Below are 12,509 nucleotides of genomic sequence, written 5' to 3' on the forward strand. Positions count from 1 at the left end.
CGGGAGGGCGCCGGCTGCGCGCAGGATAAGCCTGGCGCAGCGCAGCGCGAAGGGTCAGGCGTGGCAGGTGCCGCAGCAGTGGTCGGCGGTCGCCGGGGCCGGATCGGCCGGGGCGTCGGTAGGAACCGCGCTGTACCCGTGCGGGGCCAGGGTCGCGGCGACCGCAGCGGCGTCCAGGCCGCCGTCGTAGTCGACGGTGCCGGCCGCCAGGTTGACCGTCACCCGGGCATCCGGTTCGACAGCCACCAGGGCCTGAGTGATGGTGATGACGCAGCGACCGCACGTGAGTGGGCTGACATTGAATTTCATGACTTTCTCCGGAGTTTGTGGGGCCGGCCAGGGGCCGGTACGGCGGCATCGTCCGGATTGCCCCGGGGGCAAGGTCAAGGCCCCTGCCGAGCCACTGGACAAGCCGGTTGACCTTGCCATGATGGGAAGCCCCAGCCTGCATCCACCCCTTGCAGGAGCCCTGCCATGAACACGATGTTGCTCACCCCCCCCATCGACGCCACGTCTCATTTCCGGTTTGGCGTCACCGGCATGACCTGTGCCTCGTGCGTGGGCCGGGTTGAAAAAGCCCTGGCCCAGGTGCCGGGCGTACAGTCCGCCAGCGTCAACCTCGCCACGGAAACAGCCACCGTAGCCACCGACGGCAGCACCTCGGCCGCCGCCCTTGCCAGCGCGGTGGAAAAAGCGGGCTACGGCGTCGCCATCGAGGAGATCTCCATGGCGATCCTCGGCATGACCTGCGCTTCGTGCGTGGGTCGGGTCGAGAAGGCCTTGGGCCGGGTGCCGGGCGTGCAATCGGCCAGCGTGAACCTCGCTACCGAAACCGCGCGCATCCAGGTCCTGCCCGGGACCTCCCGCGAATCGTTGGTGGACGCGATCGCCGACGCCGGCTATTCCATCGCGGCCGAGGATCCCCAGGCGGCCAGCGGCGTGCCCGGCGATGCCGCCGCGCCGACGACGCCGCAGGCGAAGGCGGCCGATCGCGAACGTCGGCACCTGATCATCGCCGCCCTGCTCTCCTTGCCCTTGGCGCTGCCCATGCTCGGCATGGCCTTCGACGCGCACTGGGCGCTGCCGGGCTGGTGGCAATTGGCGCTGGCGACACCGGTCCAGTTCTGGTTGGGTGCGCGCTTCTACAAGGCGGCCTGGAAAGCCATCAAGGCCCGCACCGGCAACATGGACCTGCTGGTCGCGCTGGGCACCAGTGCGGGCTACGGCCTGAGCGTCTACCACCTGCTGTTCACCCAGCCGCACCACGGCGAACCACCGCTCTACTTCGAAGCCTCCGCGGTGATCATCACGCTGATCCTGATGGGCAAGTGGCTGGAGGCGCGCGCCAAGCGCCAGACCACCGATGCCATTCGTGCCCTGCAGGCGCTGCGACCCTCAGTCGCGCGGGTCAGGCATGCCAATGGCCATGAAGTCGAGGTGCCGCTTTCGCAGGTTCGCGTCGGCGACGACGTGGTGGTCCTGCCAGGCGAGCGCATTCCCGTCGACGGCGAGGTCCTGGAAGGCCGCAGCCACGCCGACGAGTCCCTCCTGAGCGGCGAATCGCTGCCGGTGGCCAAGGAGCCGGGCGACAAGGTGACGGGAGGTGCCGTCAACGCGGAGGGTCGCCTACTGGTGCGTACGAACGCCGTCGGCGCGGAAACAGCCCTGTCGCGGATCATCCGCCTGGTCGAGGACGCCCAGGCCACGAAGGCGCCGATCCAGCGCATCGTCGACCGCGTCAGCGCCGTCTTCGTTCCGGTGGTTGTCGCCATCGCCGTGGCTACCCTGCTTGGCTGGGGGTTCGCCACCCACGATTGGACGGCGGCGATGCTCAATGCCGTCGCCGTGCTGGTGATTGCCTGCCCCTGTGCGCTTGGCCTGGCCACGCCCACGGCGATCATGGCGGGCACCGGCGTCGCCGCCCGGGCGGGCATCCTGATCAAGGACGCCGAAGCCCTGGAAACCACCCGCACCCTGCGCACGGTCGCCTTCGACAAGACCGGCACCCTGACCGTGGGCCGGCCCGAACTGGCTGCCGCGATAGCCGTTGATGGCGATGAAACGGCGCTGGTTATGCTGGCCGCGGCCTTGCAACAAGGCAGTGAGCACCCTCTCGCCCGCGCCGTGCTGGCGGCCGCCAAGGCGCAAGGCGGCCTGCCGCCACCGGCGCAGGATACGGTCGTGCTGCAGGGGCGTGGCATCGAGGGTCGCGTGCAGGGTCGGCGCGCGGTGCTTGGCAGCGCCCGCCTAATGGCTGAACTCGGTGTGCCCCTTGCGGGCCTGGCCGTCGAAGGACAGGCACAGGCGGAGCTCGGGCGCTCGGTGTCCTGGCTGGCCATCGGCCAGGACAACGCGCTGGCGCTGGCCGGCATGCTTTCCTTCGGCGATCCGCCGCGACCGGAAGCGGCGGAGGCGGTGGCCTTCCTGCAGGCCCAGGGCATCCGCACCGTCATGGTGTCCGGCGACAACGCTGGTGCTGCGAACGCCGTGGCTTCCGCCCTGGGCATCGTTCCCGACGACGTCCGCGCCGAAGTATTGCCCGGCGACAAGGCCGATGTCGTGCGCGCGTTGGCGGCCGACGGAAGCGTGGGAATGGTGGGCGACGGCATCAACGACGCGCCGGCGCTTGCGGCCGCCGACGTCGGCTTCGCCATGGGCGGCGGCACCGACGTGGCCATGCATGCGGCCGGCATCACCCTGATGCGTGGCGATCCCCGCCTGGTAGCCGATGCCATCGACATCTCGCGTCGGACCACCCGCAAGATCCACCAGAACCTGTTCTGGGCCTTCGTCTACAACATCGTCGGCATTCCGCTGGCCGCGGCAGGCCTGCTCGATCCCGTCGTCGCTGGCGCCGCCATGGCACTGTCGAGCGTCAGCGTCGTGTCCAACACCCTGCTGCTGCGGCGCTGGTCGCCGCGTGCGCATCACTGACCCCAGGAGACGACCATGTCACGTCACGTCATTCGCCCTGAACTTTCCGAAGCCAAGGGTCAGGGACTGCACAACATCGGCGAGGCCTCGGCCCTGACCGGGGTCTCGGCGAAGATGATCCGGCACTACGAGGCGACCGGGCTGATTCCGCCGGCCAGCCGCACCTTCGCCAATTACCGGCTGTACAACGATGCCGACCTGCACCGCCTGCGTTTCATCAAGCGGGCGCGCACGCTGGGGTTCTCCATGAAGCAGATAGAGCAACTGCTCGGCCTGTGGTCCGACCCGGGGCGCAGCAGCGCGGAGGTCAAACAGCTGGCGCTGACGCATGCGCGAGACCTGTCGCAGCGGATCGCCGAGATGCAGGCGATGCAGCGCACGCTGGAAACACTGGCGAAACATTGCCACGGCGACAACCGGCCCGACTGCCCCATCCTCGACGACCTGGCGGCCGGCGAAATGTAGTCAGTCGCCCCCGGTCGGGGGCGGCAGGCTTTCGTAGCGCCAGGTACTCGGCGCGGCAAGGACCGGCGAGGCCTGCATCGCGATCCGGGCGCCGGGCCAGGCGGCCAGGCTGAGCACGCCCTGCTCCGGCAGGTTCCACAGCCAGGCTTCGGCGGTTGCCGGGTCGGCTTCGCGTGCAAGCGTCTGCCGGGCGCGCGAAGGCTGCAGGCCGTCCCCGGCACGTTTGCCGTAGGCCTCCTTGAGGCTCCAGGTCGACAGGAACTGCCGCACCTTCTGCTCCGCCGGGGCGCTTTCGAGGGCACGGCATTCCTGCGGCGAAAAGGTGAACGCCGCCAGTGCCGCCAGGTCGCGCGGACGTCCCGGGAATTCCAGGTCGAGGCCGACGGGCTGGCTCGCCACGACCACGGCGACAAAACCACCGCTGTGGCTGATCGATGCCGCCAGGCGGGCATTGCCACGGCGAAGCGCCGGCTGGCCGCGGTCGTCGGTTTCCAGGCGCCAGTCGGTGGCCGTGTCGCCCCGGGAGCGTGCCGCCAGGTCGCGCACCAGCCAGTGCCCTGCAAGAAACTGTCGCCGCCGCAGCGGCGCGCTGATGGCATCGAGGCGTCGGCGTTCGGCCGCGTCCAGCCAGTCCAGGCCGACCGTGGCCAGCGATTCGATCGCCTCCAGCGCGGCCAGTTCGACGTGGCAGTCGGCCATCGGACCGGGTCAGCCTGGCGTCGCCGCGGCGAAGGCCGCGATCAGCAGGACAGGAGCGGACAGCTTCATCAGGGCGGATCTCCCGGGACCGGTCAGTCGTGCCAGCGGCGCAGCACCAGCGAGGTGTTGATGCCGCCGAAGGCGAAGTTGTTGCTCATCGCGTAGTCGGTTTCCAGCAGGCGGCCGTCGCCGGTGATGTAGTCGAGCTGCCCGCAGCGCGGGTCGACGTTGCGCAGGTTCAGGGTGGGATGGAACCAGCCTTCGCGCAACATCTCGAGCGTGACCCAGGCTTCAAGCGCGCCACAGGCGCCCAAGGTGTGGCCGGTGTAACTCTTGAGCGAACTGATCGGCATGCGCTCGCCGAACACGTCGTTGGTGGCGGTGGTTTCGGCGATGTCGCCGTGGCCGGTGGCGGTGCCGTGGGCGTTGACGTAGCCGATGGCGTCCGGCGCCAGCCCGGCATCGTCCAGGGCCAAACGCATCGCTTCGGCCATGGTCGCGGCATTGGGCTGGGTGACGTGCTGGCCGTCGCTGTTGGTGCCGAAGCCGACGATTTCGGCGTGGATGCGGGCGCCGCGGGCCTGGGCGTGCTCCAGGTCTTCCAGCACCAGCGTGCAGGCGCCCTCGCCCACCACCAGGCCGTCGCGGTCGGCGTCGAAGGGACGCGGCGTCAGCTCGGGGGTGTCATTGGCGTTGCTGGTGGCGAACAGCGTGTCGAACACCGTGGCGGCGGTGACGTCCAGCTCCTCCGACCCACCGGCGAGCATCGCCACCTGCCTGCCGGCGCGGATGGCCTCGTAGGCATAGCCGATGCCCTGGCTGCCGGAGGTGCAGGCGCTGGACGTGGTGATGATGCGGCCGGTGATGCCGAAGAACACGCCCATGTTCACCGGCGCGGTGTGGCTCATCATCTTGATGTAGGTCGTGGCGTTGATGTACTGGGTATTGAGCTCGGCCAGCATGCGCCCGAAGTCGCTCATCGACGAGGGCGTGCCGGCGGAGCTGCCGTAGGAAATGCCGACCTTGCCCGACTGCAGCAACGGGTCGCCCAGCAGGCCGGCATCGGCCAGCGCCCGTTCGCTGGCCAGCGTCGCCAGTAGTGCCACCCGGCCCATGCTGCGCGTGGTCTTGCGGTTGTAGTGCGCGGGCAGTTCGAAGTCGGCGGCCGGTACGCCCAGGCGGGTATTGAGCCCGCGGTACCTGCCCCAGTCGTCGAAGCGCTGCACGGCGTTGCGGCCCGAGCGCAGGTGCGCCAGCACCGACGGCCAGTCGTGGCCCAGCGGGCTGATCGCGCCGCGGCCGGTGACCACCACCCTGCGGTCCACGGTGTGCCGGCTCACAGCATGCCCCCGTTCACCGAAATCACCTGCCGCGTCACGTAGGACGCATCGTCGGACATCAGGAAGGACACCACGGCGGCGACTTCCTCGACCCGGCCAACGCGCCGAAGCGGAACCATCTTCAGCGCCTCCTCGCGGATGCCCTCGTCGAGCATCTCCGTGTCCACCAGGCCCGGGGCCACGCAGTTGACGGTGATCTCGCGCTTGGCCAGTTCCAGCGCCAGCGCCTTGCTGGCGCCGATGATGCCGGCCTTGGCGGCGCTGTAGTTGGTCTGGCCGCGGTTCCCGGCCAGTCCCGATACCGACGACAGGGTGACGATGCGCCCGGGCTGACGGCGGCGCACCATGGGCATCACCACCGGCTGGAGCACGTTGTAGAACGCGTCGAGGTTGGTGTGCACCACCGCATCCCAGTCCTCGCCGGGCATGGCCGGGAATGCGCTGTCGCGGGCGATGCCGGCGTTGCAGACCACGCCGTGGTAGGCGCCGTGGGCATCGATGTCGGCGCTGATCGCCTCGGCGCAGGCGGCGCGGTCGGCGACGTCGAAACACAGCACGCGGACCTCGCGGCCAAGTTCGCGCGCCAGGGTCGCGACTTCCTCGGCCTGTTCGCGCCGGCTGCGGCAGTGCACGACCAGGTCGAAGCCGTCGCGGGCCAGGCGCAGGGCGATGCCGCGGCCAATGCCGCGGCTGGCGCCGGTGATCAGGACGGTACGGGCATTCATTCGCTTGTGGTTCCCAGGTAGGCGTCGGGGTCGGGTGGCTCGAAGACCGAGACGTTGGCGACGGCGATTTCCAGCTCGCCGTCGAGGATGCGGCAGGCGAACATGCCCAGGCCGTTGTCGCCCATCAGTTCGCGGCGCGCTTCGATGCGCAGTCGGGTGCCCACAGCGAGCACCGCACGCTGGCTCTCGTAGCGCCGGGTACCCAGCAGGAAACCCGGGCTCACGGGTTTGCCCTTCGCAAGGGCCTGGCCGCCGGCCCACGCGGCGATGCACTGGGCCATGTATTCGATGCCGACCCAGGCCGGCACGGCGTCGCCATCCAGGAAGGGATGGTCGTCACGGACCACGGCTTCGGCGACCGCACCCTCGCCGTCGCAGGCGACGATGCGTTCGAGCCAGAGCATGCCGCCGCGATGCGGCACCAGGCGTTCGACCGCGGCACGCACGGCGTCGTTCATGCGGCCTCCAGAACCAGCGCGGCGTTGGAGCCGCCGAAGGCGAAGGACTGGCTGAGCACGCGGCGCGGCGCCTGCAGTGCCCGGGTGCCGGGCGCCACCAGGTGCAGGGGCGGCAGGTCGGGATCGACGAGGCCGTCCCACCAGTGCGGGGGCAGGTGCCGCCCCGGGTTGCGGGCCAGCGTGATCCAGGCGATGGCGGCTTCGACCGCGCCGGCGGCGCCGAGCGTGTGGCCGGTCAGCGCCTTGGTGGAGCTGCAGGGCGTGCCGGCGCCGAACACCCGCGCCATCATCCGGGCCTCCATGGCGTCGTTCTGCGGCGTGGCGGTGCCGTGCAGGTTCACGTAGTCGATGTCGCCAGGCTGCAGGCCCGCACGTTCCAGGGCGGCGCGGATCGCGCGTTCGGGCCCCTGCCCCTCCGGCTCCGGCGCCGACATGTGGTGGGCGTCCGAACTTTCGCCCCAGCCCGACAGGCGCACCGGGCCCTCGTCCCGGCTCACCACGAACAGCGCCGCGCCCTCGCCGATGTTGATGCCGCAGCGATTGCGCGAGAACGGCTGGCAGCGCGCGGCCGACACCGAGCCCAGCGCACTGAAGCCGGCGACGGTGAACTCGCAGAGCGAATCGGCGCCACCCGCGACCACGGCGTCGGCGAGCCCGGCATGGACCAGGCGCGCCGCCGACGCCAGGGCCTTGGCGCTGGACGAACAGGCCGTGGAAATGACATGGGCCGGGCCGGTCAGACCCAGCCGGCTGGCGACGAAACGCGCCGGCATGCCCATCTCCTGCTGCGTGTAGTGGAATGAATCGGGCCAGCGGCCATCGGCGAGGTAGGCGCGGTGCGCGGCCTCGCTCTCCCCTACGCCCGACGTGCTGGTGCCCAGCACCACGGCCACGCGCGAGGCGCCATGGCGGGCCACCAGGGCTTCGACGGCCGGACGTATCGGCGCCAGCGCCAGTTCCAGCAGGGCGTTGTTGCGGCCGCGCAGGGCTACGTCCAGCCCGGCCAGCGAGGGCAGTTCGCCCGGCACGCGGCCGATGGCGAGGAAACGTCCCGGGCTGGCAAGGTCGCTTTCGATCAGGCCACCGGGCGCGTCCGCGGCGAACAGACTGGCCGCCACCGTGTCCAGGTCGGCGCCCAGCGCGCAGGCCATGCCCAGCTCATTGAGGAAGACCGGGTTCATGGCTGCACCGGAACGGAACGGATGTGCAGGCGATAGCCCTCGCGCAGGTTCTCGAGGCGGGCCTCGTGTTGTCCGGTCGGGTGCACGGTCGCGACGACTTCGCCGTGGTGGTCCAGCAGGCGAACGCCCTGCTCTTCGCGCAGCTGCCAGCCCGCCGGCAGCGCCAGGTTGATGGCCGCGACGGGCCAGTACACCAGCTGCAGGTCGGCGAGCACGCGCTGCGCTGACAGGTTTTCAGGCAGCTGCGGTGCGCGCTCCTGTCGCAGGTCGCTGCCGTCCCAGGCCAGTCGCAGCAGCACCTGGCCCTGGCGGTGCAGCACGATGCGCACGACCTGGTCGTCGGCTTCGACCAGCGCGTCGACGGTGTCGCTGCGTGGGCCATGTTCGAAGACCAGCCGCTGCTCCAGCGCCAGCGTGCGTCCGAGCGCCGACGGCGCCAGCGCCAGCGCCGGCATGCCGCTGGCCGGTGCACGTGTCGCCAGGCCGGCACAGCCCGCCATCACGATCGCCAGCAGCAGGAGGATCAGGCCGCGCACAGCTGCTCCAACACGCCCAGGCGCCGCCGCGAATCGGCGACGTAGGGGTTTGAAGTGTCCCAGGCGTAACCGGCGAGGATTGAGCAGATCATCTCGCGGATCGTCGGGTTCGCATTCTGATGGAAGATGATTTTCTGGAAACCGCCGGCATACCAGCTTTCGACGAAGGTCCGGAAAGTGTCGACACCCGCGCGCAACGGGCGACCGTAGTCGGCTTCCCAGTCCACCGGTTCGCCAGCGAACTGGCGTGCCAGGCAGGCGGCGGCCAGGCTGGCTGACTTGAAGGCGATGGTGACGCCCGAGGAAAACACCGGGTCCAGGAATTCGCCGGCATTGCCCAGCAGCGCGTAGTTACGCCCCCAGAGCGAATCGACGTTGGCCGAATAGCCGACGATCTGCCGTGCCGGCATCGACCACTGCGCATTGGCCAGCAGCGTCGACAGCCCCGGGTCCTCGCCGACGATGGCCTGCAGGCGCTCGGTTTCGCTGCCTTGGTAGTTCGCCAGGAACGCCTGTTCGGCCACCACGCCCAGCGAGCAGGTGCCGTTGGAGAACGGGATCGTCCAGTACCACACGTCCGGGTGGCGCGGATGCACGGTGATGAGGATCTTGTTGCGGTCGAAGCGGGTGCTGCCCGGCGCGATGCCGTCGCGCACGTGGGTGAAGATGGCGCCGCGCACCGGGAAACGCGAGGGACGCTCGAGGTCGAGCAGGCGCGGCAGGATGCGCGCGAAGCCGCTGGCGTCGAGCAGGAAGTCGGCGACCACCTCGTAGGTTTCGCCTTCGGGGGAACGCACGCTGACCCGGGGCCTGTCGCCGGCGACGTCCACGGCCAGGACCTCGTGTTCGAAGCGCAGTTCGGCGCCGGCACGTTCGGCTTCGCGTGCCAGCACGTTGTCGAAGTCAGCGCGCTGCACCTGGTAGGTGGTTCCCCAGCCAAGGCTGGATTTTTGCCGGAAATCGAAGGTGGTGTGACGGCCGTCGTGGGCGAAGGCGGCGCCGTTCTTGTGCTGGAAGCCGGCTTCGACCACCGCGCGCAGCATGCCGGCCTGCTCCAGGTATTCCATGGACTGGGGCAGCAGGCTTTCACCGATGGAGAACCGCGGGAAACGCTGCTTCTCCAGCATCAGCACCTGGTGGCCCTGCTGGCGCAGCAGCGCGGCGGCGACCGACCCGGCCGGGCCGGCGCCGACGATCAGGACCTGGGTTGTTTCAGTGCGGGCAGTCATCGGGGGCAGTCTCGCAGGTCGCCATCAGTGGGCCAATGCGCCGGTGTCGCGGCGTCGGCGGAAACAGGGTGAAAGCAGCCAGACCAGGCCGATGCCAAGCAGCAGGCTCAGGCCGAAACTGTGCAGGGCCGGGGTGGCCGACAGCGCCAGCAGGCCAAAGGCCAGGGTGGTGCTGGCCGCGCCCAGGGACACCGCCAGCCAGCTGGCGGGGTCGTTGTCGTGCTCGAGCAGGAAGATGCCGTAATCGATGCCAAAGCCCAGCAGCAGCAGTTGTGCCAGCACGCCGAACAGGTCCAGCGGCACCCCCGACCAGCCCAGCAGGCCCAGGCTGGCCGCGCCGGCCAGCGCCGTGGGCAGCAGGGCCCGCCAGGCCTGGCGGCCAAACCGCAGCACCAGGGCCAGGCCGACCGCGCCATAGGCGGCGAACACCAGGCCGCCCATCATGCGTCGGTAATGCGACAGCAGGTCCGAGTAGGCGGCGGTGCGGTCGACCCAGCGTACGTCGGCCGAGAGCTCGGCGAGCTTCGCCAGCGATCCGACCGACGTCGGCGCCAGGCCCTCGAGCAGCACGACGGTCGCCCAGCGACCGTCCTGCTGCCCCAGCCAGAGCGGACGCAGCGGCAGCGATGCCGGCGCGGCGAGCCAGGCGTCGGGCCTCAGGGCCTGCGCGGGTGCGGGTGCGGGCGCCAGGTTTTCCCCCAGCACCTCCGAGGCCAGTGCGAGCGCCGCGGCATCCGCCGCCTGGCGCAGCGCCGCGTCGCTGGCCTGCCGCGCCTGCGAGGGCAGGAAATCGGAGACGGCCCGCCAGCCAGCCAGCACGCCCTGCTCCCGCAGTCCGGCGAGCTGGTCCACCAGGGCTTCTTCGGCGCGCAGCAGCGCTTCGGGCGATGCTCCTTGCACCAGGAAATACTGCGCGGGGCTGGGCAGGGACAGCAGGCGGGCGCTATCGCGCTCGCCGGCCACCAGCGCCGCCGGCGAAGCCTGCAGGCTGCGCAGGTCGTCGCGCACCTGCAGCTGCCACAGACCGCCGCCGATGCCGGCCATCACGAGTGCCGCGAGCGCCAGCCCGGCCCGGCCACGCGGCCAGCGCGGCCAGCGCGCCAGGCTTGCCGCCACGGCGCGGCTGAAGGCACTCGGGCGGGGCGAATGCCGGTCGAGGAAGGGAAACCACAGCACCACCGTGAGGAAAGCCGCCGTCAGGCCGGCCGCGGAAAACACCGCCATCTGCCGCAGCCCCGGAAACGGCGCGATCGCCAGGGTCAGGTAGGCCAGCACGCTGGTGGCCAGCGCCAGTGCGAGCGCCGGCAGCAAGCGCCGCATCAGCGGCCGGGGTGGCGCCTGGTCCTGCTGGCGGCTGGCGAAATAGTGGATGCCGTAGTCCTCGGCCACGCCGACCAGGCTGGCGCCGAACACCAGTGTGAGCAGGTGCACCTGCCCGAAACACCAGGCGGTGACGGCGACGCCGGCGGCCACGCCCACCACCAGGGATAGGGCCACCAGCAGGATCGGTCGCAGGCTGCGGAACGCCAGCCAGACCAGCAACAGCACCGCGGCCAGCGAGCCAAGGCCGATGGTGGCGACTTCCCGGCTTGCCTGCGCCGCCGCGGCCTCGGCATGCAGTGGAACGCCCGCCTGCAGGCGCTGCAGCGGTTCTCCGGCAGCGGTTTCGGCGGCGGCATGGGCACGCTCGAGCGCCTGCTGCAGGTGGCGCTCGCCGTCGAGGGCGAAGGGCGAGCCGATGTGTTCGAAGCGCGTCACCACCCAGAGCCGGTCGGCGTCTTCGACCACCAGCCGCCCTTCCCGGGGCGCCGGCTGCCGCCCTGCCCTGGCCTGCCACCAGCCAAGTTCAAGGCCCAGGGGGTCGGCGGCCCAGCCCGGCGCCGAGCCCGGCGCGAACAAGCGTGCCAGTGCCTGTCGGGCCAGCGCGGCCGGCGCGGTGGTCGACAGGACCTGCCGCTGCTCGTGGGTCAGCAGTGCGCGCTGGTAAGGCGCGTAGGCGGACACCGCCGTTTCCGCTTCGGCGTCCATGGGCAAGGGCGCCAGCCGCGGGTCGTCGCGAAGGTTCGTGGCGAAGGCCTCGGCGCCGCGCCTGAGCGTCGGCCAGTCGGTATGGCCAAGCAGCACGACCAACTGGCGCGTGCCACCCTCGGCCAGGCGCGCATTGGCCTGCGCCAGGCGCGGGTCGGCGTGCGCGCCCGGCAGCAGTGCCAGCACGTCGCTGTCGAGCCGGCCCTCGCGCCAGAAGCCGGCCTGCTGCCAGGCCAGCGCGCCGACGGCGACCAGCCAGGCCAGGGCCAGCCAGGCCCAGGCATGCGAACGGCTTGCTTCAGTCAAAGCGGGCTACCTCGGCCGGGGTGGGCAGCGCCGGCTCACTGGAAAGCTCGCGCAGGCTTACCCGCGTGCTGTCGCCGCCGGCCTCCTCGATCAGCACCTCGCGCACGTAGCGGTCGCCGCCCAGTTCGAAACGCGTGAAAACCCGCTGCAGCGACGGTTCCCGCGGTGTGAGTTCGAGCCGCCAGCCGCCGTCGTCGAGCAGTATTTCCTGAATGTCGAAACGCTCGGCCAGCACGTCCAGGTCGCCGGCCACCAGGGCCATCAGCAGGCTCGCGGTGGCGCCGGCCGCCGGGCCGTCGGCCGCATCGAGCAGGATTTGCCGGCTGCCGTCGGGCAGTTCGCTGGTCAGCGTCTCGCGGGTCAGCACAGCGCTCGATGCAAAGGGTTCGGCGGTGTCCCAGGCGATGCCGTGCTCGCGCACCAGCAGCATCCGGCCTTCCGAACGCAGCGGGTTGCGGAAGCCCTTGAGGTGTTTTTCCTGCTCGAAACGCCCGCGTAGGACGTCGGGTTGTTCCAGGCGGGCGCGCACGCCGGACAAGGCGTCATCGCTGGCGGCGGCAGGCGTCTGCGCCACCGCGGCTGCAAGAACCAGCATGGCCAACCACCTG

The 12,509-nt window shown here is 70.6% G+C and carries 12 protein-coding genes; 2 read left to right on the forward strand and 10 right to left on the reverse strand.

What is annotated here, in order from left to right; all coding sequences use genetic code 11:
* Positions 1 to 54: 54 nt before the first annotated feature.
* Positions 55 to 309 carry a heavy-metal-associated domain-containing protein gene (locus ACYVJH_RS03330; RefSeq protein WP_460453232.1) on the reverse strand — a complete coding sequence of 85 codons (255 nt, stop codon included), beginning with the start codon at positions 307 to 309 and terminating at the stop codon, positions 55 to 57.
* Positions 310 to 474: 165 nt separating this feature from the next.
* Here ACYVJH_RS03330 and ACYVJH_RS03335 point away from each other — a divergent pair, with 165 nt between their 5' ends.
* On the forward strand, positions 475 to 2,934 hold the full coding sequence (locus tag ACYVJH_RS03335; RefSeq protein ID WP_460453233.1) for a heavy metal translocating P-type ATPase: 2,460 nt from the start codon (positions 475 to 477) through the stop codon (positions 2,932 to 2,934).
* A 15-nt stretch (positions 2,935 to 2,949) separates the two neighbouring features.
* Positions 2,950 to 3,399, forward strand: coding sequence for a Cu(I)-responsive transcriptional regulator (gene cueR / locus ACYVJH_RS03340; RefSeq protein ID WP_460453234.1), 450 nt, complete (start codon positions 2,950 to 2,952; stop codon positions 3,397 to 3,399).
* Here cueR and ACYVJH_RS03345 read toward each other — a convergent pair whose 3' ends face one another.
* From ACYVJH_RS03345 to ACYVJH_RS03385, 9 genes are all read right to left on the reverse strand, one after another.
* Positions 3,400 to 4,098 carry a 4'-phosphopantetheinyl transferase family protein gene (locus tag ACYVJH_RS03345; RefSeq protein WP_460453235.1) on the reverse strand — a complete coding sequence of 233 codons (699 nt, stop codon included), beginning with the start codon at positions 4,096 to 4,098 and terminating at the stop codon, positions 3,400 to 3,402.
* A 92-nt stretch (positions 4,099 to 4,190) separates the two neighbouring features.
* Positions 4,191 to 5,438: a beta-ketoacyl-ACP synthase gene (locus tag ACYVJH_RS03350; RefSeq protein ID WP_460453236.1), complete on the reverse strand. Its 1,248-nt coding sequence runs from the start codon at positions 5,436 to 5,438 to the stop codon at positions 4,191 to 4,193.
* The gene (fabG, locus tag ACYVJH_RS03355) at positions 5,435 to 6,163 is read right to left on the reverse strand and encodes a 3-oxoacyl-ACP reductase FabG (RefSeq protein WP_460453237.1); all 729 of its coding nucleotides are present in this window, start codon (positions 6,161 to 6,163) and stop codon (positions 5,435 to 5,437) included. Before fabG ends, ACYVJH_RS03350 begins: the two co-directional genes overlap by 4 nt.
* Positions 6,160 to 6,621 (reverse strand): ApeP family dehydratase, encoded by a 462-nt coding sequence (locus tag ACYVJH_RS03360; RefSeq protein ID WP_460453238.1) that lies wholly within the window; start codon positions 6,619 to 6,621, stop codon positions 6,160 to 6,162. The genes fabG and ACYVJH_RS03360 overlap by 4 nt, the downstream gene beginning before the upstream one ends.
* Positions 6,618 to 7,802 (reverse strand): beta-ketoacyl-ACP synthase, encoded by a 1,185-nt coding sequence (locus ACYVJH_RS03365; protein ID WP_460453239.1) that lies wholly within the window; start codon positions 7,800 to 7,802, stop codon positions 6,618 to 6,620. The genes ACYVJH_RS03360 and ACYVJH_RS03365 overlap by 4 nt, the downstream gene beginning before the upstream one ends.
* On the reverse strand, positions 7,799 to 8,338 hold the full coding sequence (locus ACYVJH_RS03370) for a DUF3261 domain-containing protein (protein WP_460453240.1): 540 nt from the start codon (positions 8,336 to 8,338) through the stop codon (positions 7,799 to 7,801). Before ACYVJH_RS03370 ends, ACYVJH_RS03365 begins: the two co-directional genes overlap by 4 nt.
* A complete protein-coding gene (locus tag ACYVJH_RS03375) occupies positions 8,326 to 9,567 on the reverse strand; it encodes an NAD(P)/FAD-dependent oxidoreductase (protein ID WP_460453241.1) in 1,242 nt (413 codons plus the stop codon). The genes ACYVJH_RS03370 and ACYVJH_RS03375 overlap by 13 nt, the downstream gene beginning before the upstream one ends.
* A 24-nt stretch (positions 9,568 to 9,591) precedes the next feature.
* Complete coding sequence (locus tag ACYVJH_RS03380) at positions 9,592 to 11,901, reverse strand: MMPL family transporter (RefSeq protein WP_460453242.1); 2,310 nt, start codon at positions 11,899 to 11,901, stop codon at positions 9,592 to 9,594.
* On the reverse strand, positions 11,894 to 12,496 hold the full coding sequence (locus ACYVJH_RS03385; protein ID WP_460453243.1) for an outer membrane lipoprotein carrier protein LolA: 603 nt from the start codon (positions 12,494 to 12,496) through the stop codon (positions 11,894 to 11,896). The genes ACYVJH_RS03380 and ACYVJH_RS03385 overlap by 8 nt, the downstream gene beginning before the upstream one ends.
* Positions 12,497 to 12,509 lie beyond the last annotated feature (13 nt).

The organism is Arenimonas aestuarii (assembly GCF_054781715.1).

What these genes read in the sequence shown, in the direction of transcription:
- ACYVJH_RS03385 (WP_460453243.1), bottom strand. Translation starts at nt 12,496, where the DNA reads ATGCTGGTTCTTGCAGCCGCGGTGGCGCAGACGCCTGCCGCCGCCAGC.
- ACYVJH_RS03330 (WP_460453232.1), bottom strand. Translation starts at nt 309, where the DNA reads ATGAAATTCAATGTCAGCCCACTCACGTGCGGTCGCTGCGTCATCACC.
- cueR (WP_460453234.1), top strand. Translation starts at nt 2,950, where the DNA reads ATGTCACGTCACGTCATTCGCCCTGAACTTTCCGAAGCCAAGGGTCAG.
- ACYVJH_RS03365 (WP_460453239.1), bottom strand. Translation starts at nt 7,802, where the DNA reads ATGAACCCGGTCTTCCTCAATGAGCTGGGCATGGCCTGCGCGCTGGGC.
- ACYVJH_RS03335 (WP_460453233.1), top strand. Translation starts at nt 475, where the DNA reads ATGAACACGATGTTGCTCACCCCCCCCATCGACGCCACGTCTCATTTC.
- ACYVJH_RS03360 (WP_460453238.1), bottom strand. Translation starts at nt 6,621, where the DNA reads ATGAACGACGCCGTGCGTGCCGCGGTCGAACGCCTGGTGCCGCATCGC.
- ACYVJH_RS03375 (WP_460453241.1), bottom strand. Translation starts at nt 9,567, where the DNA reads ATGACTGCCCGCACTGAAACAACCCAGGTCCTGATCGTCGGCGCCGGC.
- ACYVJH_RS03345 (WP_460453235.1), bottom strand. Translation starts at nt 4,098, where the DNA reads ATGGCCGACTGCCACGTCGAACTGGCCGCGCTGGAGGCGATCGAATCG.
- fabG (WP_460453237.1), bottom strand. Translation starts at nt 6,163, where the DNA reads ATGAATGCCCGTACCGTCCTGATCACCGGCGCCAGCCGCGGCATTGGC.